This is a genomic window from bacterium, assembly GCA_024228115.1.
Taxonomy (GTDB): domain Bacteria; phylum Myxococcota_A; class UBA9160; order UBA9160; family UBA6930.
The window spans coordinates 1-20,754 of record JAAETT010000607.1 but is presented as its reverse complement, the minus strand read 5'-3'; the positions used below and the strand labels follow the sequence as shown (position 1 = coordinate 20,754).

18 protein-coding genes are annotated in these 20,754 nt (G+C 66.6%); 10 read left to right on the top strand and 8 right to left on the bottom strand.

What is annotated here, in order from left to right; translation table 11 throughout:
• Positions 1-319 precede the first annotated feature (319 nt).
• The 4 genes from GY937_25420 to trpS all read left to right on the top strand — a co-directional run bounded on the left by GY937_25420 (position 320) and on the right by trpS (position 3,633).
• Complete coding sequence (locus GY937_25420) at positions 320-895, top strand: hypothetical protein (protein ID MCP5060056.1); 576 nt, start codon at positions 320-322, stop codon at positions 893-895.
• Positions 896-985: 90 nt separating this feature from the next.
• Positions 986-1,297 carry a hypothetical protein gene (locus GY937_25415; GenBank protein MCP5060055.1) on the top strand — a complete coding sequence of 104 codons (312 nt, stop codon included), beginning with the start codon at positions 986-988 and terminating at the stop codon, positions 1,295-1,297.
• Between the two features lie 396 nt (positions 1,298-1,693).
• Positions 1,694-2,647: a hypothetical protein gene (locus GY937_25410; protein ID MCP5060054.1), complete on the top strand. Its 954-nt coding sequence runs from the start codon at positions 1,694-1,696 to the stop codon at positions 2,645-2,647.
• Entirely contained in the window at positions 2,644-3,633 is a 990-nt protein-coding gene (trpS, locus tag GY937_25405; protein ID MCP5060053.1) for a tryptophan--tRNA ligase, read from the top strand. The genes GY937_25410 and trpS overlap by 4 nt, the downstream gene beginning before the upstream one ends.
• Here the strand turns inward: trpS and GY937_25400 are convergent.
• Positions 3,630-6,227 carry a protein kinase gene (locus GY937_25400; GenBank protein MCP5060052.1) on the bottom strand — a complete coding sequence of 866 codons (2,598 nt, stop codon included), beginning with the start codon at positions 6,225-6,227 and terminating at the stop codon, positions 3,630-3,632. The two genes, trpS and GY937_25400, sit on opposite strands and share 4 nt — an antisense overlap.
• 117 nt (positions 6,228-6,344) lie before the next feature.
• Here GY937_25400 and GY937_25395 point away from each other — a divergent pair, with 117 nt between their 5' ends.
• The 3 genes from GY937_25395 to GY937_25385 are packed head-to-tail and all read left to right on the top strand — an operon-like array spanning position 6,345 to position 8,664.
• Positions 6,345-6,950, top strand: coding sequence for a TetR/AcrR family transcriptional regulator (locus tag GY937_25395; GenBank protein ID MCP5060051.1), 606 nt, complete (start codon positions 6,345-6,347; stop codon positions 6,948-6,950).
• A complete protein-coding gene (locus GY937_25390) occupies positions 6,947-7,594 on the top strand; it encodes a methyltransferase domain-containing protein (protein ID MCP5060050.1) in 648 nt (215 codons plus the stop codon). The genes GY937_25395 and GY937_25390 overlap by 4 nt, the downstream gene beginning before the upstream one ends.
• Positions 7,591-8,664 carry a copper oxidase gene (locus tag GY937_25385; GenBank protein MCP5060049.1) on the top strand — a complete coding sequence of 358 codons (1,074 nt, stop codon included), beginning with the start codon at positions 7,591-7,593 and terminating at the stop codon, positions 8,662-8,664. Before GY937_25390 ends, GY937_25385 begins: the two co-directional genes overlap by 4 nt.
• Here the strand turns inward: GY937_25385 and GY937_25380 are convergent, their stop codons facing one another.
• Together GY937_25380 and GY937_25375 are read right to left on the bottom strand one after the other, a co-directional pair.
• Entirely contained in the window at positions 8,665-9,774 is a 1,110-nt protein-coding gene (locus GY937_25380) for a 3-deoxy-7-phosphoheptulonate synthase (GenBank protein MCP5060048.1), read from the bottom strand.
• 191 nt (positions 9,775-9,965) lie between these two features.
• Positions 9,966-10,790 (bottom strand): thioesterase family protein, encoded by an 825-nt coding sequence (locus tag GY937_25375; GenBank protein MCP5060047.1) that lies wholly within the window; start codon positions 10,788-10,790, stop codon positions 9,966-9,968.
• 175 nt (positions 10,791-10,965) lie between these two features.
• Between GY937_25375 and GY937_25370 the strand changes: the two genes are divergently transcribed.
• Positions 10,966-11,655 (top strand): SCO family protein, encoded by a 690-nt coding sequence (locus GY937_25370; protein ID MCP5060046.1) that lies wholly within the window; start codon positions 10,966-10,968, stop codon positions 11,653-11,655.
• On the top strand, positions 11,652-12,101 hold the full coding sequence (locus GY937_25365; GenBank protein MCP5060045.1) for a copper chaperone PCu(A)C: 450 nt from the start codon (positions 11,652-11,654) through the stop codon (positions 12,099-12,101). The genes GY937_25370 and GY937_25365 overlap by 4 nt, the downstream gene beginning before the upstream one ends.
• Positions 12,102-12,107: 6 nt before the next feature.
• Here GY937_25365 and GY937_25360 read toward each other — a convergent pair whose 3' ends face one another.
• The gene (locus GY937_25360) at positions 12,108-12,839 is read right to left on the bottom strand and encodes a hypothetical protein (GenBank protein ID MCP5060044.1); all 732 of its coding nucleotides are present in this window, start codon (positions 12,837-12,839) and stop codon (positions 12,108-12,110) included.
• The gene (locus GY937_25355; GenBank protein ID MCP5060043.1) at positions 12,836-13,552 is read right to left on the bottom strand and encodes a class I SAM-dependent methyltransferase; all 717 of its coding nucleotides are present in this window, start codon (positions 13,550-13,552) and stop codon (positions 12,836-12,838) included. The genes GY937_25360 and GY937_25355 overlap by 4 nt, the downstream gene beginning before the upstream one ends.
• A 7-nt stretch (positions 13,553-13,559) precedes the next feature.
• On the opposite strand from GY937_25355, the gene GY937_25350 reads away from it, so the two are divergent.
• Positions 13,560-15,209 (top strand): tRNA uridine(34) 5-carboxymethylaminomethyl modification radical SAM/GNAT enzyme Elp3, encoded by a 1,650-nt coding sequence (locus GY937_25350; GenBank protein ID MCP5060042.1) that lies wholly within the window; start codon positions 13,560-13,562, stop codon positions 15,207-15,209.
• Between the two features lies 1 nt (position 15,210).
• On the opposite strand, the gene clpB is transcribed toward GY937_25350, so the two are convergent.
• From clpB to GY937_25335, 3 genes are all read right to left on the bottom strand, one after another.
• Complete coding sequence (gene clpB / locus GY937_25345; protein MCP5060041.1) at positions 15,211-17,799, bottom strand: ATP-dependent chaperone ClpB; 2,589 nt, start codon at positions 17,797-17,799, stop codon at positions 15,211-15,213.
• Between the two features lie 53 nt (positions 17,800-17,852).
• Positions 17,853-19,367, bottom strand: a complete 1,515-nt coding sequence (locus GY937_25340; protein ID MCP5060040.1) for a Do family serine endopeptidase — start codon at positions 19,365-19,367, stop codon at positions 17,853-17,855.
• Positions 19,368-19,532: 165 nt separating this feature from the next.
• On the bottom strand, positions 19,533-20,754 hold a 1,222-nt coding region (locus tag GY937_25335), incomplete at its 5' end, for a PDZ domain-containing protein (GenBank protein MCP5060039.1).

Sequence of the window (20,754 nt, the reverse complement as noted above, 5' to 3'; positions counted from 1 at the left end):
GCTCCTCCAACGAGCTCTGCCCCTTGCTCGAGCCCGGAGCTAACTGGTTTTGAAGCCAGCTCACATTTGATTGGACGAGGAAGGGAACCGACGAGTTTCTGGGACACGGAGCCGAAGCAAGGCTCCGAACAAGATCCCCACTAGGTGTTTGGTGCAGGCTCCAGAGCCTGGAACCCGACGAGAGAAACGAAAGTCGGAGACGAGGGAGGAACGACGCGCCCAAGAAACAACGCTGCTCCAAGAGGGCAGGCGTCAGGGGACGTCACTGCCTGTTGACAACCGGGGGCCTGATAGGTGTTGACAACCGGGGGCCTGATAGGTGTTGGGCCTTTGGGCGGGGCTGGCCGGTGGGTCCGCTTCGGCTGCAACGGTTCGATTGGTGGTGGAATCGGCGGCGCCGGGCGTACTGCACGACGCGTCGGCGGCTTGCGAGAGCATTTCCGGCCTGGTCGTCTGCGCGGAAGGCGTGGGTGCGCGGGCGGTGAGCGGTGTGCTCGTGGCCGATCGCCGCGGGCAGCGGTTCGTCGGGGTGCGCGGCGTCCTGGCGATCGAGGGTGGCGCCCCGTTGATCGTGGAGCGAGGCACGATCGATTTCGGGGCTTCGGAGCCCGATACGCTGGCGGCCGAGCTGGTCACGCGGGGCCGCGGTGTGTTCAGGTTTCTCGATCGGGCTTATGCGGGTGGAGGCAACTGGCTGCAGGACGGTTGGCTTCATCTGAATGGCACCAATGTTGGCAGTGCTGGCGAGAGGTTCGGGCTGCGTCTTGCCGCGATGTTGCGCACCGCTGATCCCACGATCCTGCGCCAGGCATCCAAGGTGCCCGAGCCGAGCCTCCTCCTCGCAATCGGCGCTTTGGGAATCGCACGATTGACCCGGCGGGCCTGCCCGGCGTAGCATGGGTCGACGGCGCTTCGTCCTTCTTTCGGACGGGTCGCCTGCATCGCCGCGCAGGTAGGGGACGCGGTTCATTCTCGGGAGCCCTCCATGCCCGTATTGCCGCTGATCGACCTGCTAATCCTGATCGCCTGGACCGGTTTCATGTGGGCCTTCGTCCACAAAGCCCTCTGGCTAGCCCTGGGCCTATCCTTCACGGTGCTGGGCCTGACGCCTTACGATTTCGTGTTGGGCGGCAGTGTGTGCCTGTTGTTCGCCCTGGCCCTGGCGGCGCGGACCTGGATCAAGGCCAACGAGCCCGCGCTGCTCAACCGCGGACGGGTTCCGCCGCGGACGGCCGAGAGCTACGAGGCTCCCATCGAGCCCGAGGCACGGGGCGAGGCGGTCGGCGCTCAGCGCTGAAGACGGCGGGAGAACCCACCAGCCACAGCAAAGCCGCCATGGCCCACGAGGCTCATGACGGCTTGCTGGAAATCGCGGCTAAAATGCGCAACAGCCGCGGTACATACTTATCGGCGGGGCGGATGCCCGCCTGGAATCTCTGGGTCTACGAGCGGCCCGGAAGCAGGCTGGCTGCAGAAATCGCCAGTTCCCGGTAGAACCCGGCGCTGATCGCCACCACACTTCTTGCCTTGCGAATCGCACTGGCCATGTTTCGGCCTCCTGGTAGGGGAGTGGCCGGCAGGGGCTCCTGGGTGGCAGAGAAAATGCTCGGGCCGTCTCGAATCTGAGATCTCCCCGCGGGGCAACGTCGCGTCCCCAACGGCGGCCGGTATCCTCCGGCCTTTCCGAGGAACCATGCCTTCGCAACAACATCCCGACCGCCGGATCTGGCTCGATGGCGCTCTCGTCCCCTGGGCCGATGCGACCGTGCACGTGCTCTCCCACAGCCACGCCCGCGGCTCCATGGTCTTCGATTTCATGAGCGTCCACCAGACGCCTCGGGGGCCGGCGATCTTCCGGCTGTCGGATCACATCCAGCGTTTTCTCACCTCGGTCGAGCTCGTCGGGCTGCCCCTGGAGCTGGGTGCGGCGGAGCTCGAGGAAGCCTGCAAAGAGGCTGTGCGTGCGAACCCGGGCGCCAGGGTGGTGAAGATCCAGGCCTTCCTGGCCTCCGTCGAGGTCGATGTCGTGCCGGTGGATGACCATGTGGCGGTGGCTGCCGCTGCCTTCGATCCCCGTGCGGACGTGTTGGCCCACAAGCAGGGCCCTGTCCCGGCTCCGCCGGCGCAGGTGAAGATCTGGCTCGAGAAGGAGCGCAAGCAGCGGCGTCCCGACATCATGCATCCCCATGCCAAGGTGGCGGCGAACTACACTTCGCCGATGGCGGCGAAGTGGGCGGCGCGCCGGCGAGGCTATGACGAGGTGCTGCTGGTCGATGAGCATGGCTTCGTCGCCGAGGGGCCGACCACGAACTTCTTCCTGGTCGACGAGGATGGGGTGCTTCGCACGCCGCCGGAGGAATCGGTGCTCCTGGGCGTGACCCGCCGCTCGATCCTGGCGTTGGCCGAGCACGCGAAGATCCCGTTCGTTGAGGAGCCGATCAGCATCGCCGCTTTGCTAGGTGCCTCCGAAGCGTTCCTGACGGGCACCTCGGCCGGCGTCTGGCCGATCGTTTCCGTGGACGATCAGAAGCTGGGGAGTGAATGCCCCGGGCCGATCAGCCGTGCACTCGGCCAGCAGTTCAAGGAAGTCGTCGCGGGCAAGGAACCGGCCTTCGCCCGTTGGCTGCACTACGTGGACACAGAATGAGCGCTTCGGAAGGTCGAACCCAACGCATCCTCTCCGGCATCCAGCCCTCGGGCGAGCTGCACATCGGCAACTATCTGGGGGCCATGCGTCAGCATGTCGAGCTGCAGGCCAAAGGGCAGGGCATCTACTTCGTCGCCGACTATCACTCGATGACGTCGGTGCGGGATGCCGGCGAGCGCCGCGGTCTGGTGCACGATCTCGTGCTCGACTACCTCGCCTGCGGTCTGGATCCGGCGGTCTCGATCCTCTACCGCCAATCTGATCTGCCCGAAACCTGCGAGCTGGCGTGGTTGCTGACGACTGTCACGCCGATGGGGCTCCTGCAGCGCGCCCATTCCTACAAGGACAAGGTGGCCCAGGGCCTCCAGCCCGATCACGGCCTGTTCGCCTACCCGGTGCTGATGGCCGCGGACATCCTGCAGTACAACCCGGAGCTCGTGCCGGTCGGCCAGGACCAGAAGCAACATCTCGAGATGACCCGCGACATCGCCGTCAAGTTCAATCAGACCTACGGCGACGAGGTCTTCCAGCTTCCGGAGCCGCACATCCTGGATTCCGTTGCCGTGGTGCCGGGTACCGACGGGCGAAAGATGAGCAAGAGCTACGGCAACACTTTGCGGATGTTCTGGCCGAAGAAGCGGCTGCGCAAAGCCGTCATGGGCATCGTCACGGATTCGACACCGGTCGAGGATCCGAAGGATACGGACCAGACCCTCTTCTCCTTGTGGGCACTCTTCGCGACGAAGCCCGAGCGCGAGGAGATGTTCGCCCGCGCTGAAGCGGGCGGCCTGGGTTACGGCGACGTCAAGCTGGAGCTCTTCGAGCGCATCATGGACGTCTTCGGCCCGATGCGAGAGCGTCGCGACGAGCTTGCGACGCGTCCCGACGATCTCGAGGACATCCTCGCTGCGGGAGCAGGGCGTGCGCGCGAACTCTGCGCACCGATTCTGGACGCCGCTCGCAAGGTCGCGGGGCTGGGTCGTTAGGCCGTCGCCTGCTTCAGCAGTTCGCCAAGGCTCCGAATCAGGTGCTCGGCGCTCTGGGGCCGTCCGTCCGGGGATTTGGCCAGCAGCTTTCCGATCAGGTCCGCAAAGGCTTCGGGAAGCTCGATCTCGTGGATGCGTGGATCGGGCGCAGGCGTGTCGCGATGGTGGGCCGCGACATCGCCTTCCTCGAAAGGTCGGCGCGCGGTCAGTAGCTCGAAGAGCGTGACTCCCAACGCGTAGAGATCGGCCCGGTGATCGACCGCATCGGTGTCGAGGCCTTGCTCCGGCGCCATGTAGAAGGGTGTGCCGCCGGTGACGGTCGTGGCCTTGCGAACTTCGGCGGCCATCTTGGCCAGGCCGAAATCCAGGATCTTGAGCATGCGGTCTTCCGTGAAGAAGAGGTTCGCGCTCTTGATGTCCCGGTGGATGATGCCCTGGGCATGGGCGTGGCCGAGGCCGGTCGCGGCCTGGATGCCGAGCCGGGCGGCGTCCATCCAGGTCACCCGCCCCTTGGTGCGTATCAGCTGCAGCAGGTTCGAGCCGCGCAGCATCTCCATGGTGATGAAGTAGATGCCTCCCTCGGCATCCACGTCGTGCACGGTGACGATGTTCGGATGGTTGAGCCGGGCCGATGCCCGCGCTTCATGCAGGAAGAGTTCGACCGCCTTCGGATGCTTCTTCAGGCTCTCGGGTAGACGTTTCAGCGCAACGTCGCGGCCGAGGCGGCCATCGGTCGCGCGGTACACGACCCCCATGCCGCCGCTCCCGATCTGCTCATGCAACTGGTAGCGGCTCTCTTCGCCGAAGGCCTTGGCGCCCGACGAGAGATTGCCGCCGGACATCTCGTCCGCCCGCTGGCGCAGGCCTTCGATCCTCGTGTCCAGGTTCGGCATGCGCTCCGGCAGCTCGCCCCGCAAGCTCTCCATGGATTTCAGTGCGCGGTCCGGTCGGCCGGCGCGATCCAACAGCGTTGCGTGCCAGACGCGAAGCTTCGGCGTCTGCTCTTCGCCGCTGCGGGTACTCATGGCCTCGTCGGCCTTCTGGATGGCCAGCTCGTCCTTGCCCTGCTTCTGGAAGGCTTCTGCCAGGATCCGGCAGGCGCCGAAGTAGTGTTCGTCCCGCGCATCCACGCGTTGGAAACCGCGAATCGCGCGATCGATATCGCTGCGCTGCATGGCCAGACGGCCGGCTTCGTAGAAGTCACCCTTCTTCTCGAGCACATCGATCAGCAGCGGCACTTCACCGGCCTCCCGGCAACAGATGATCGCGGACTCGAAATCTCCGGCATCCATGTAGGCCTTGGCCGCTCGGAGCAGATCGCCATCGGCGTTGTACATCTCGGCGCTGCGCTCGAGATCGCCGGCCTTCTCGAACATGCGGGCGGCTTCTTCGAACTTGCCGTGGTCTGCCAGCAACTCGGCGGCCTCGAGCCGACGCCCTGCCTGTTCGAAGCGCTCGACCGCGCGCTCGATCGAGCCCTGATTGCGGTGGAAACGGGCTTCCAGCAGGGCACCGCGCTCGGCCTGGCCGCCGCGGGTCAAGGCCGCAGCTGCGACCGAGAGATCGCCGCGCAGGAAGGGCAGGGCTGCATCGTCGCATCCGACGAAGAGCAGCTCGTTCTCCTCGCTCAGATCCCACTCGAGATGCTGGGGAGCGAGATCCTCGATCTCGATTTCGCGCTCGGCGCCTCGGCCTTCGCCGGCGGCGAGCAGCTGGTGCCTGCCGGGCTTGAGACGCAGACGCACGGTTCCGTTCTTGGCCGGGCGCAGGGAATCCGGGTCGCCGGCCACGGCGACGTGGCCGGTCATGGGCTTGCCGTCCCGGCACAACTTGATGTCGACGAGACTCACATCCGGCGCCAGATCGAAGCGCACCCGGGTGACGTTCCCCGGCTCGGGCTCCACCTCGATCTCCTCGGCGACGACCTCCCCGTCGGAGAGCCGACCTTCCAGCACGACCCACCAGCTGCGGGTCGGGACCCCGCGAAATAACGTCTCGCGGGCGACGCCGTAGTGTTCGAGGGGCGTCGAGCCGCGGTCCGGAGGACGGAAGTCCCGGCCGAGCCGTCGGGCGGCGGGCCTGCTCTTCGTCAGGCGCACACAGAAGGTACCGGTGCGGCCCGGTGGCAGTTCGATCTCGACACCGAGATCAGCATCGCGGGTCAGCATGCGGCGCAGTCCGAAGGCGAGGACGATCAACAACAGGAGCCCCGCTCCGGCAAGAATCGCAAGCTCGGTCTCCTCTCCCATCTCCGAGAGGCGGGCCAGCTGCGCGAGCTCCGTCAGGCGTTCCAGTAGGGACGGATCCTCGGCGATCGCCGGCGAGGTCGCGAGCGGTTCCGTCGGGGCCTCGGCTTCCGCCCCTTCTCGCAGGTGGACCCGGGCGAGGGCTTCGTAGAGCTCCTTGCGGTTCGGTGCCTGCTCGATGGCTTCCTTCAGGGCGGCCTCGGCGTCGCTCCAACGTCCGCCCTGCTGATGGCGGGCGGCCTCGGCCTGGAGGGCTTCGACCGAGCGTCGCGGAGCCTTCTTCTCGCCTTCTTCGGCACTGCCAGGCGCACTCGCGCACAGCAGCGCGAGCGCGAGCCACCACGCCATCCATCCCCGCCTGGATCTGCATCCCATCGCGACTCGAATCGGCCAAACCTTGGCTTTGATTGAGGAATCGAATGGGGTGGAAGTTTTTTGTCGACATAGGTGTCTATATCGACTAGAGTGTCGAAAACGATCGAGGTTCCGATGCCGAAACAGGTCGATCCCAGCGCCCAGCGAGACGAGATCCGCACGGCGGCCCGCCGGGTCTTCTCTCAGCGCGGGGTTCGCGGCACGGGTCTGGCCCACGTCGCAGACGCGGCGGGCATGGGGCGCTCGAGCCTCTATCACTACTACCCGGACAAGCAGGCTCTGCTCGCCGACATGGTGCGGGAGATGCTCGAGCAGGAGCGCCTGCTCTTCCGCGGCTGTCTGCAGGGCGAAGGCCCGCCGCTGGCGCGGATCGATCGGCTGCTGGCGGCGTGCGCGAAGCTCTTCCCGGATTGGGCGGCCTTCGGGCGCATGATCCTGGATCTGCGCCTCGAGGATGTGGCCTCGCTTGGCGCGTACTTCGGCATGCTGCGAGCCGATCTGGTCGAGGTCATTGCCGAGGGGCAGGCCGATGGCAGCCTGGCCCGCGAACTCGATGCGCCGCTTCAGGCCTCGATCCTGATCGGCGCCATCGACGGGTTGCTGCTGCAACATTTCGCCGATCCAAACGCATTGCCCGACGCCGAAGCACTCGCCCGGGCGCTGCGCGACGCCGCCCACCGGTTGCTGACGCCATGAGCAGCCTGGCCTTGATGCGTTGGCTCGAAGGCTCGCCCCAGCGTTATGACGCGGGCATGCGTCTGTTGACCTTCGGGCGTGTCACGCGGCTTCACGAAGCGGTGATCGCGGCCGCCGCGCGCAAACCCGGAGATCGTGTTCTCGAAATCGGATGCGGCACAGGTTCGGTCACGGCCCGACTGGTGGCGGCGGGCGCGCAGGTCACCGCGCTCGATCAGGCGCCGGAGATGCTGGAGCAGGCACAAGCGCGGCTTCCCGAGGCGGGTGTCACGTGGCTCGAACAGACGGCCGCCGAAATCGATCGCCTGCCGGAAGCGGGCTTCGAGGCCGTCGTCCTCAGCCTGTGCCTTTCGGATATGTCCGCGAGTGAGCGCGTCTTCGTGCTCCGCGAAGCCCGCCGCCGGCTTGCCCCGGGTGGGCGCGTCGTGGTTGCGGACGAAGTGCGAGCGCCTGGCCTTCGCGGCGTGCTCCAGCGCTTCTGGCGGGTGCCCCAGGCCGCATTGGGCTGGCTCCTGGTCGGCACCATTTCGCGGCCCGTGCCTGATCTCGTCGGTGAACTGCGAGTGGCTGGCCTGGCGGTGCAGGCCGAGGAACGCTGGCTGCTCGGGAGCCTGGCCGTGATGGTCGCGGAGCCGGAACGATGAGTTGGTGGCGCGAAGTGCTTCAAGCCGGCTTCCGCTTGTTTCCCTGGCCCACCGAGCCCGGCCTGCGCACGGTCGGCCAGCCCGATGCGTCGAGCCCGGTTTTGCTCACCGGGAACTACGATCTCACCGTGCGTCGGCTGATGCACGCGTTGAAGGGCCAGGACGCCTGGGTGGTCGTGGCGCCTTCGGGCGGCATCAACGTCTGGTGCGCGGCGGCCGGCGGGCACCTCTCGACCCACCAGGTCGTGACGGCCCTGAAGACCTGCGGTGTGGCCGATCGCGTCCAGCACCGTCGCGTGATTCTTCCCCAGCTCGCAGCGACCGGCGCGCTGGCGCTCGATGTCTTCCGTCGCTGCCGCTGGAAGGTCACATTCGGCCCGGTTCGCTTGGAGGATCTCCCGGCCTACCTCGAGGCCGGGGAGAAGACGGATGCGATGCGTCGTGTGCAGTTCGGGATGCGCGAGCGCCTGGAGATGGCGGCTGCCTGGGCGGTGCCCATCGGGCTCTTGCTAGGCGGCCTGACCCTGCTGCTGCGTCCCGGCTGGGCGCTGCCCGTGGTCGCGGCCGTGGCCGCGATGGCCGTCGCCGTGTTCACGGTCTACGACCGCCTCGGCCGGGCCCGTCGCCTTGTACTGGCGGCGGCGGGTGTGGCGTCTGCTCTGGTTGCGACACTCCTGGCCGGCGGCGGTACAGCGGCCATCGTCGTGGCCATCGGACTCCCGCTGCTCCTGACCGCCATCCTGACCTTCGACTACGAGGGCAGCACCCCCACAGAGGGTGGCAGCCATTTCGAAGAGAGACGCTGGCGGATCGCTTTCGATCCCGAGCGCTGCGATGGCGTCTATCGCTGCTGGGAAGTCTGTCCGGAGGCTTGTTTCGAGAAGCTCGAGGCCGAGCGCAAGGTCGAGCACGCCCACGACGAGCGTTGTATCCGCTGCGGAGCGTGTGTCGTGCAATGCCCGAAGGATGCGCTCTTCTTCGAGGATGCCGAAGGCACACGCATCGAGCCCGAGGTGATCCGTCGCTTCAAACTCAATCTGTTGGGGCAGCGCTCCGTCGACGCCTCCTGATCAGGCCGCCCGCGGCCCGAGCTTCGAGGAAGCCGGTCGAAGCTTCACGGGCGCGGGCTTGCTCTGGATGGCGCGCACGGCTTTCGCGGCTTCTTCCAACAGGTCCTCCGTCTCCTCCCAGTCGATGCAGCCGTCGGTGATCGATACACCGAAGGCGCGCGGGCTGGCCTGCCAATCCTGCTTGCCTCCCTGGAGGTTGCTCTCGAGCATCAGGCCCATGAGGCCCGTCTGGCCCTCTCGCAACTGCTGGAGAACCGAGCGGAAGACCGAGCCCTGGTTGGCCGGATCCTTGCCCGAGTTGTCATGGGAGCAATCGACCATCACGCCGCGGGCGATGCCCTGCTCCTCCATTCTTCGTGCAGCACTCGCGATGTGTTCCCGGCTGTGGTTCGGGCCGCTGCGTCCACCGCGTAGTACGACGTGGCGGTCCGGGTTGCCTCGTGTTCGCACCACCGCGACCGAGCCATCGGGATCGATGCCGAGGAAGTGGTGGGGATGGCTCGCCGAGACCATCGCGTCGAGAGCGACCTGCAAGTCGCCTTCGGTGCCGTTCTTGAAGCCGACGGGCATCGAGAGCCCGCTCGTCATCTCGCGGTGGGTCTGGCTCTCGGTAGTGCGCGCACCGATCGCGACCCACGAGAGCAGGTCGGCCAGGAACTGCGGGATGACCGGGTCGAGTGCCTCGCTCGCACAAGGCAGGCCCATGCCGCCGATCTCGAGCAGCAGGCCTCGTGCAGCGCGCAGGCCTTCTTCGACGTCGCCGCTGCCGTCGAGATGCGGATCGCTGATCATCCCCTTCCAGCCGACCGTGGTTCGAGGCTTCTCGAAGTAGGTACGCATGACGATCAGAAGCTCCGGGAAGCGATCGGCCGCACGGCGGAGCTTTTCTGCGTAGGCCAGGCTGGTGTCCCGGTCGTGCAGGGAGCACGGGCCGACCACGAGCACGAGTCGGTCCGGATCCCGGCCGTGGAGCACGTCGCGCACGCCATCGCGGGCGGCGAGTACCTGAACACCCACGGCTTCCGGTACCGGCAACTCTGCTCGGAGGCTCGCCGGCGTGGTGAGCCGGTGGAGACTCTCGAGATTTCGATCGTGAAGCGGTTCCTGCATGGCGCGATTCCTTTGGAATGGGCAAAGAAAAAGCCCCGAGAGGGTCTCTCTCGGGGCTTAGAATTCGAAGATTGGCTGGCCTGGCTACGCCGTCAGCAATCCCCCGCCCCGGAGGTTCCAAAAAACCAACCGAAGTAGAAGGGGGAGAAGCTGTTGCGCTGCGCCAACACGATTCCCTGTGTTTACCTCGCCTACGCCATCACCGCCAGTTGGCGGCATTGGGCGATCAGCGTGCCGTCCCGGGACCAGATTTCGCCGTCTTCTTCGAGGAAGCCCTCGCGGGCCTCCAGCGTGCGGAAGATCACGAGCACATGGTCGTCGGGCTTCATCGTGGCCAGGGGCAGGGTGGTGCGCACGTGGACGGTGAGGTCGATGGTGGGCACGCCCAAGGAGGGACGCGCCAGATCGGCGGCGAAGATGGCCGGTGCCCAGGCGTCGGCGATGGCGGCGATCAGGGTGTCGTCCATCGCCCGCGGCTCGGCCAGGCGGATCCAGCCGCCGGTCAGTGCCTGGGTGCCGAGGGTTTCGCTCCAGGGCCCGGCCCCGAGCGCCGGCCGCTGGTCGTACATGCTGTGGATCGGCACCGGCGAACTAGCGTTGCGCTCCGGGAGGTCTTCCGGCAGCGCGACCTCCGGCATCACGGCGTGGTGGAGTTCGGCGGATTCCCGGGGCTTCGAGAATGCCGCAACGGCGAGCGCCTGAGGCTTGCCGTCCTGGACGAGGCGGGCGGTCACCGTGGTCATGGAGCGGCCCTGTCGTTCGACCGTGGCGTGGATCTCCGCCGGGCCCTCGGCAGGTGGGCGGAGGTAGTGGATCGTCAGCGAGCGGAGGCCGCGGCTGGGGTCGCCCACGCTGGCCTTCATGGCGTTCACCAGCAGTGCGGCGATGTATCCGCCGTTGGGCCCGCGAACGATCCACCAGCTCGGATCGATGCGAATGCTGTAGCGATCATCGCCCAGGGCGTGAACGGCGGTGTCCCGATCGAAGCGGGTTCCCGAAGCCGAGGATTCCGTCATGGGCGGGGAGGGTAGGCAAGAACCCAAGCCGTTCCAGCTAGATAGGAGCCCCAGGGCAGCTACCCTCCACCAGGAAGTCAACCAGCGGGGACGGGGTTACCAATTGACTTACCTTCGGAAAGTCAATTGGTAACCCCGTCCCCGCTGGTTGACTTCCTGGTGATCGGAGGCGTTCGTGACGGAGCGGGATGGAGACGATCTGCAGCGCCCTGCTGAGCAGGGGGCGAACCGGGGTGTCGTCCTGGTCGTTGCTCTCGTGGTCACGGGGCTCGTCACGTTCGGCGCCTATCTGAGCAGTCAGGTTCCGTCTGCGGCGCCGGACCTCGGTGAAGCCGGCACGATCCTGCCCGTTCCCCTGGAGATTCCCGAGTTCGCGCTGGTCGATGAGCAGGGCGAGCGATTCGATCTCTCGCGCCTCGCTGGCCACTGGAGCCTGCTCTTCTTTGGCTACACGTATTGCCCGGATGTCTGTCCCAACACGTTGCAGGGGCTGGCCGGTGCCCGGCGTCTTTCCGAGGAGCGCGGCCAGGCTGGAGCGCCGTTTCCGAAGGTGGTGTTCGTCTCGGTCGATCCGGAACGCGATTCCGTGGAGCGGATGCGTGAGTATCTGGCGTTCTTCGATCCCACGTTCGACGGCGCCACGGGCAGCCCTTCCGAGATCGAACCCCTGACGCGTGCCTTCGGGGTGTTCCATCGCAAGGCCGACGAAGAAGCCGAGAATGGCTATCTGGTCGAGCACTCGGCCTATGTGTTCCTGGTTGGCCCAGACGCACAGCTGCGGGCGGTTCTCCATGAGCCGCATGCGCCCGAGGAGTTCCTCGAGACCCTCGAGTTCGTTCAGTCACTGAAGGAGGGAAGCGGATGACTCGGCCCTGGTTCTGGATGTTTCTCATGCTGGCTGTCGCAGCCCCGGGATTTGCAGGTGACCTCGCAGTGACCGATGCCTGGGTTCGCCAGCCCCCGCCGGGCTCGAACGCTGCGGCCTACCTCACGCTCGCGAACCATGGCAGCGTCGCGCGTAGCCTGGTGGGTGTTCATTCAGCGCTTACCGAGAAAGCAGAGCTGCACGAAAGCAAGGTCGAAGAGGGTGTCGCCAGGATGACGCCGGTTGCAGCCGTCGAGGTGCCCGCGGGCGGAGCCGTGACCCTGGCGCCGATGGGGCTGCACATCATGCTGATCCAGCCGAAGTTGCCCGCCGTGGGCGAGAGCGTGGAGTTGGTGCTCGAACTCGACGGTGGCGAGACGCTCACCGCAATCGCCGAGGTTCGCGGGATGGGTCACGAGGCCGGTGGCGGCCACGACCATCATTAGGCGTAGCTAGTCGTCCCCCTGGGCCAGCTGACGCAGACGCTCGCCGGCGACGATCGACATCGCGGCTTGCAGGTTGTACGACGGAATGAAGCCGCGCATGGGGATGCGCAGGATGGCGTCACAGCTGTCCTGGATTTCGCGCGGGATGCCGTGACGCTCGCCGCCGACGACGAGCAAGAGCGGGCCCGTGAGGTCGATCTCCCAGGGAGAGCGGTCGCCGGTATCTTCGATGGCGACGATTCGTCGCCCAGCGGCTTTGGCGGCTGCGATGGTGGATTTCGCGGGCTCCCAGAAGACGGGCAGGAAGCGGTCGGCGCGCATCGAGGCGCGCAGGGCCTCCCGGCGCCCTTCGTGTAGGAGGGCGCCATCGACGAAGACGGCGTCCGCGCCGGAGACCTCTGCCGCACGGATCGCGAAGCCCGTGTTGCCCGGGTAAGCCAGACCGACCAACAGCCAGGCGCAGCCAGCGCCCGCCAGCACGGCCTCCTGGCTCGCGTCGGGAGGCGGGCCGGACAAGCCGAGAACTTCGGCGGGCGGATCGGTCTTGCCGAGACGCCACAAGGAACGCGCGCTCGTCGGACGTACCGGGATGCCGCGGGCGAGGGCCCGTTCGACGATGGCTCGCGCGGCGGGGTCCGAGATTTCTTCAGCGACGAGGAGTAGACGGATCGGTTCGTCCCGGTCCATGGCGAGGGCAATCTCTTCCGGACCCGAGAGTTGGCGTCGGATGGGATTCATTCAGGTCGCCGCCAGAGGAAGTAGGCATTGGCCGCCTTGCCCGGGCCGTCCGATGTGAAGCGCAGCGCGAGCGGGAGCCCGGGGGTCGTCTCGACGCGCATCAGCTCGGCGTCGTCGGCGAAGTGGGCGTAGCGGTAGACGTCCGGACGGCGATCGAAGGAGAGCAGGCGGTCGCCGGGTTCCACATCCGTGTCGCGAAGCCCTGCGTCTGCCCAGGGTCGGCGGCGTTCGACGCCGTCGGCCTGGATGCGCCAGAAGGCGAGGGCCAGGGTTCCGCCGGGGGCCACGCGTTCACCGAGGCAATGAAGTAGCGCTCTGCGGCGAGCCTCTCCGGGGACGTGGTGGAGGACGCCGAAGAGGCAGACCAGGTCGAAAGGGCCTTCAGGGAGAGCCGGGGGCTCCTCCTCGAGATCGACCTCCAGCCAGCGGCAGCGCGCAGGCACATCCGTACGGGCGGCGGCCAGCTCGAGAAGGGCCGCGGAACCGTCCACGCCGGTGTACTCCGGGGCCTCGCCCATGGCGTGGAGCTGCGCTGCAAACCGGCCGTGCCCACAACCCACGTCGAGGACGCTCCTGGGCGGCATCGGGAGCTCGCGTAGCACCCGCTTCATGCCGGCCCAGGGCCGGGTTCGCTTCGAGGCGAACAGCTTCGCCTCGGTTCGATAGAATCGCTCGTTGATCGCCCGTAGGGCGCGTACGGTCTCGGGAGACATGAGCGGGATGAGTCTATCGGCGCTGGCACGAGAGCACGACCTCGACCGGATCATCGGGGAATTGCTCGCCCTGGATGGCGAGGGCCCACTCGACGATCGTGCGCTCGATGCCATCCTGCGCCGGCACCCCAAGGATGGGCGCGGTTTTTTCTCGAAACGCGAAATCCTGCGCGCGTTTCGGGGGGCGCCGAACCGCTGGCCCGTGTCCGAGGCGGCCTTCGCGGAACGCCTGCGAACCTGCCCAACGCGTTCGCTCTCGGGGATCCTGCCGGTGACGGTGCTGACGAAGCCCCACCCGTGCCCGGGCCGCTGCATCTTCTGCCCGGACGATGTGCGCATGCCGAAGAGCTATCTGGCGGATGAGCCGGGCTGTCAACGCGCGTTGGAGAACGGCTTCGATCCCTTCCGCCAGGCGTGGAATCGCCTGCGCGCCTATCACGACATGGGCCATCGCACGGACAAGGTCGAGCTGATCGTGCTAGGCGGCACCTGGTCGGCCTACCCGGAGCGCTACCAGCGCTGGTTCGTCGCGCGTTTGTTCGAGGCGTTGAACCGCTTCGATCCTTCCCAGACGCCCCCGCCCGACGACGGACCCGAGGAGGCCGATTGGGCCCGAGTGGAGGCCGCGCACCACGCCAACGAGTCGGCCGGCTCCCGCTGCGTTGGCCTTTCCCTGGAGACCCGGCCCGATCACGTGACCGATGCCGAGGTCCTTCGGCTCAGGCGCCTCGGCGCGACGAAGGTACAGCTCGGCTTGCAGAGCCTCGATGATTCGATCCTGACGGCGAACCGCCGAGGCCATGATGTCGACGCCTCCCGCCGCGCCATGACGCGCCTGCGCGGGGTCGGTTTCAAGCTGCACGCCCACTGGATGGCGAACCTCTACGGTTCCTCGCCCGAACGCGACCAAGAAGACTTCGCCCGCCTCTTCGAGGATCCCGCGCTCTGCCCCGACGAACTCAAGATCTATCCCTGCAGCCTGCTCGAAACGGCCGAGCTGATGGACGTCTACGCCCGTGGCGGTTGGCGGCCCTACTCCCACGAAGAGCTGGTCGGCCTGCTGGCCCGATGTCTGCCCGCCGTTCCTGCGTGGTGTCGAGTGAGTCGGGTGATCCGAGACATCCCCTCGCCCGATATCGTGGTGGGCAATCGCAAGACGAATCTGCGCGAGATCGTGGAAGCCCACGTGAAAGAGCAGGGCGGCCAGCTCGCGGAGATCCGCAGCCGGGAGGTGCGTGGCGGAACGATCGACCCGGCTCGTCTGGAACTCGTCACCCGGACCTACAGGAGCGGCCTCGGCGAAGAGGTCTTCCTGGAGTTGGCCACGGCCGAGGGTCGCATCGCGGGCTTCGCCCGGCTGACGCTTCCACGCGTCGAAGCGCCGCAACCCGAACTTCGCGATCGAGCCCTGCTTCGCGAGGTTCACATCTACGGCAATGCTCGCGCGCTAGGCGAGCGTTCCGAAGGCGTTGCCCAACACGCCGGCCTGGGTCGCAAGCTGGTCGAACGAGCCGCTCAGCTCGCCGCCGAATCCGGCTATCCCTCCCTCGCCGTCATCTCCGCGGTAGGCACACGCCCCTGGTACCGCCGCCTCGGCTTCAGCGACGGCAACCTCTACCAGCACAAGTCAATTGTAAACCCCGTCCCCGCCCGTTGACTTATTGCTGGCGGAACTCGAGGGCGTCGCCCGAGAGGCGGGCGTCGGCTTCGATCTTGGTGCCTTCGGGGAATTCGCCTTCCAGGATCTTCATGGCCAGGGGATCCTGGATCATGCGCTGGAGGACGCGCTTCAGCGGACGGGCACCGTAGTGGGGGTCGTAGCCCTTGTCGGCCAACAGGGTCTTGGCTTCATCGGTGAGGGTCAGCTCGATGTGGCGATCCGCGAGCAACGCGCGCACCCGTTCGAGCTGGATGTCGACGATCCGGTCGATGTGCTCCCGCTGCAGCTGGTGGAAGAGGATCACGTCATCGACCCGGTTCAGGAATTCGGGCTTGAAGTGGGCGCGAAGCGCCTCCATCACCTGGGTTTCCATCTGATCGCGCTGGCTCTCGTCCATCTCGACCAGGAACTGGCTGCCGAGGTTCGAGGTGAGGATCAGGACGGTGTTCCGGAAATCGACGGTCCGTCCCTGGCCGTCGGTCAGGCGCCCATCGTCCAGGATCTGGAGGAGCGCGTTGAACACGTCCGGATGGGCCTTCTCGATTTCGTCGAAGAGCACCACGCTGTACGGGCGACGGCGAACGGCTTCGGTGAGGTAGCCGCCCTCGTCGTAGCCGACGTAGCCCGGAGGCGCGCCGATCAGCCGTGAGACCGAGTGCTTCTCCATGAACTCGCTCATGTCGATGCGGATCATGGCCTGCTCGTCATCGAAGAGGAACTCGGCCAGGGCTCGCGCGGTCTCGGTCTTGCCCACACCGGTGGGGCCGAGGAAGATGAACGAGCCGATCGGCCGGTTCGGATCCTGCAGGCCTGCGCGGGCCCGGCGCACGGCGTTCGAGACGACTTCGAGTGCCTCGTCCTGGCCGACCACCCGGTTGCGCAGGCCGTCTTCCATACGGAGCAGCTTGTCCTGCTCGCCTTCCATCATCTTGGAGACGGGAATGCCCGTCCACTTCGAGACGATCTCGGCGATCTCTTCGGCGGTGACTTCCTCGGAGAGCACGGAGCCCTCTTTCTGGAGATCGTCGAGGCGGGCTTGCTCCGCCTCCACGTCCTGGTCGAGCTGCAGCAGCAATCCGTACTGGATCTCCGCCGCTCGCTCGAGGTCGCCTCCTCGCTGAGCGCGCTGGAGCTCGGCGGTGAGCGTCTCGCGCTCCTCCTTCAGCTCGCGCACTCGGGAGATCGCGCCCTTCTCGTTGTCCCAGCGGGTCTTCAGTGTGCCGGCCTCGTCCTGGAGCTCGGCGATCTCTCCGCCGATCTTCTCGAGGCGCTCGGTGCTGACCTTGTCGGATTCCTTCTTGAGTGCCTCGCGCTCGATCTCCAGCTGGGTGCGCTTGCGCTCCAGCTGGTCGAGCTCCTCGGGCATCGAATCGATCTGCACCCGCACGCGACTGGCCGCCTCGTCCATCAGGTCGATGGCCTTGTCCGGCAGGAAGCGATCGGAGATGTAACGGTGGGAAAGGCTTGCGGCGGCGACGAGCGCGGCATCGTGGATGCGCACACCGTGGTGCACCTCGTAGCGCTCCTTCAGGCCGCGCAGAATGGAGACGGTGTCCTCCACGCTGGGTTCGCCGACCACCACGGGCTGGAAGCGCCGTTCCAGCGCCGCGTCCTTTTCGACATGCTTGCGGTATTCGTCGAGGGTCGTGGCGCCGACGCAGCGCAGATCACCACGTGCGAGGGCGGGCTTCAACATGTTGGCGGCATCTGCCGCGCCCTCCGCTGCACCGGCGCCAACGATGGTATGCAGCTCGTCGATGAAGAGGATGATCTGGCCATCGGATTCCGCGACTTCGCGCAGCACGGCCTTGAGCCGATCCTCGAATTCTCCGCGGTATTTGGAGCCGGCGATCAGTGCGCCGATATCCAGCGAAACCACACGCCGATCATTCAGGGTTTCGGGCACGTCCCCGGCCACGATGCGTTGGGCGAGGCCTTCGACGATCGCCGTCTTGCCGACGCCGGGTTCGCCAATCAGGACCGGATTGTTCTTCGTGCGACGCGATAGCACCTGGATGACACGACGGATTTCCTCGTCGCGCCCGATCACCGGATCGAGCTTCCCGGTGCGGGAGATCTCCGTGAGATCCCGTCCGAATTTCGCGAGCGCCTGGTACTTCGATTCCGGGTCCTGATCCGTGACCGGCGCGCTTCCGCGGACGCTCTCGAGCGCCTGCTCCACGGCTTCGCGAGAAGCGCCGCTCTCGCGCAACAGCCGCCCGCAATCGTCCTGTGTGTCGTGGACGATGGCGAGCAACAGGTGCTCGGTGGAGACATACTCGTCCTTGCGCGCCGTCGCTTCCTCGAACGCACGGTCGAGGATGCGCTGAAGGCCAGGCGACATCGTCGGCTGGCTCCCGCCATGGACCTTGGGCATCGCCTCGAGCAGGCGCTCGACCTCGCCCTGCAGCGCATCGAGGGAAACCCCGATCTTCTGGAGGATCGGGATCGTGCTGCCCTCGGGCTGGCTGAGCAGCTCCCGCAGCAAATGTGCAGAGGCGATCTGGCTATGCCCACGGGCAGTCGCCTGGCTCTGGGCTTCGGAGAGGGCTTCCTGGCTCTTCAGGGTGAGCTTGTCAAGACGCATGAACGAAGCCTATGCACGACGCCCCTGCTGGCAAGTTCGGCCCTGCGGAGGCCCTATCCAGTCGGCTTCAGCGCGACGAGCTGCTCCGAGCCGCCACGGCGTACCACCAGGATGGCGCCCGCCTTCTTTTCGCCAATGTGCTTGCGGAATTCGGCCACGCCACCGACCGGGTGGCGGTTCACCTCCACGATCAGGTCACCGCGGCGCAAGCCGGCTTCTTCGGCCGGGCTCGTAGGTTCGACCGAACTCACGACCACACCGGCCTCGGCCTCTTCCAGACCGAGCTGCTCTGCGATCTCCGGGGTCAGGCGTTGTACGGCGAGACCGTAGGTGCCGGTCTCCTCGTCTTCACCGGGCCCCGCATCCGCGATTTCGTCCGGATCGAGTTCGGCGAGGGTCACATCCAGCTTCTTGCGCTTGCCCTCACGGACGACCACCACCTCGGCAGCACTTCCGACCGGGGTGGAGGCGACCAGCTTCGGCAGCTCCGGCATCTCGGTGACGGCCGAGCCGTTGAACTCCACGATCACGTCGTAGCGTTGGATCCCGGCTCGCTCCGCCGGGCTACCCGGCTCGACGCTCGCGACCAACGCGCCTTCGAGGTTCTCGAGGTCGAGAAGTTCCTTCTTGTCCGCGTCGATGGGCTGGATGCCGACACCCAGGTAGCCACGCGCGACGCGTCCCTTGTTTTCGAGCTGGGGCAGGATCGTCTTTGCCAGGTTGATCGGCACCGCAAAGCCGATCGTGTTCGCCCGCGGGTTGATGGCCGTATTGATACCGACGACCTCGCCCTTCAGGTTCAGCAGCGGCCCGCCCGAGTTGCCCGGGTTGATCGCTGCATCGGTCTGGAGGAAGTCATCGAAGCGTCGCGACTCATCCCGATTGATCTGGCGATGCTTCGCGGAAATGATGCCGGCGGTGACGGTGTGCTCGAGCCCGAAGGGGTTTCCGACGGCCACGACCCAATCGCCGGGACGCATGGCGTCCGAATCTCCGAAGGCGAGGGCACTGAGTTCGACCTCGGACTCGACCTTGATGAGGGCGAGATCGGTCTTCGGATCCCGGCCGACCACCTTCGCTTCGAGAACCGTATCGTCGCTGAAATGGACACTGATCTCATCGACGTCGGCAACGACGTGGTTGTTGGTGACGATGTAGCCGTCGGTTCGGATCACGAATCCGGTGCCGAGGCTCGGCACCTGGCGCGGGCCGCGGAAGAGGGGCTGCATTCCGAAGAACTCTTCGAGGCCGCCCCGCGGCCCTCGGCCCGTGGCGCCGACCGTCTTCTTCGTCTGGATGTTGACGATGGCGGGCGAGACCCGCTCCGCCAGGTCCGCGAAGCTCGGCGGGGCTCCGATCGGAGGCGCCACGGCCACGTCGCCTGAGCCTTCCTTCCAGAGCGCCGGGGTGGCGAGGGCCGGCCCGTTCTCGGTCGGGTCGAACGCCTCCACGGCCCGGGCCACGTTGTCCCGCACGTTGATGTCGATCTGGACCGCGCCGGAGGCGAGCAGCAACGCGATGGCCGCCCCTCCGAACAAGATCCAACGCAGAGTCCGAGACATTCGCATGGGTCGCTGATTCTCCTCGCGCGGTCTTCCGGGCTCTTCCCGGCTTTCCGCTCGAAACTTGGGTCCAGTATGACGCCGCTCGGGGCCCGAGGGTTCCAAGCCATCCGGCTTCTGCCCATGCTGGGCATCCGGCTTTTGCCCCCGCCGGGCGACCCCCACGGCCGCTCAGGAAAGCGGAACGTTCAAATGGTATCGGCGTTGCCCGCGTGTAACCACGACCTGTGTCTGGGCCTGGCCGCGCATATCGATCACCGCCCTTCTGAGGGCGCTCTCGTCTTCGAGCACGCGCCCGCCGATCGCGAGGATCCGGTCGCCGGGCTCGAAGCCGATCCTGGCCGCACCGCTGCCCTCTCGGACGGAATCCACCCTGTAGTGGCCCTCATCGGGCGAGAGACCGAGGCCCAACAACTCCACGCTGAGGTTTCCGATGGTCTCCGCCGAAACCTCCTCGGCCCGCGAGCTGAATTCATGCCTCTTGCCGCCACGCTGAATCGTCAGCCGGTGGTTCTGGCCCGGCGTGCTGCGGCCCAGGATGTCGTAGAGCTCACGCGCGGAGCCCACGGCGGATTCGTCGAAATGGGTGATCACATCGCTGCGTGCGAGGCCGCTTCCGGCACTCGGGCCGCCCTTGCGCACCCGGCTCACGACGGCGCCGCGGGTGCGTTCGGGCAAGGCGAGGAGTTCCGAGAGGCGCGGATCCAGGTCCTGGAGATCGAGCCCCAGCCAGACGGGTGTGACCTCGCCCTTGGTGATCAGCTCGGCCACGATGCGTTTGGCCACATCGATGGGGATCGCGAAACCGATGCCCTGGGCGCCGCCACCGTAGATCGCGGTGTTGACGCCGACCAGCTGGCCATTCGCATTCAAGAGTGGCCCGCCGGAGTTGCCAGGATTGATCGAAGCGTCTGTTTGAAGAAAGCCATGGTAGGTGCGGTCGTCCGCGCGAAGCGAACGGTTCAGTGCAGAGACGACACCGGTCGTCACCGTATTCGACAACCCGAACGGATTTCCGATGGCAATCACCGGCTCGCCTACCATCAAATCCCCGGAGCTCCCCGGGGCCACCCAGGGGATGTCTTCCTCCGTCAGGAGTCGAAGCACAGCAAGATCGTTGTTCGGGTCCGCACCGACCAGTTCCGCCTCGAACTCGCGTCCGTCAGCCAGGGTGACACGAATGACGTCCGCCCGGGCCACCACGTGTTCGTTCGTCAGCACATGCCGCGCATCGTCGATGACCACACCGGAGCCGAGGCTCTGGGCGCGTTGGCGCAGACGCGGCTCGGAGAAGTCGCGAAAGAAGCGCTCGAAGAACGGGTCGCCGCGAAAGGGGGTCGAACGCCGACGCCGGGCGACCTGTTCGGTCGTGATGTTCACGACCGCCGGCCCG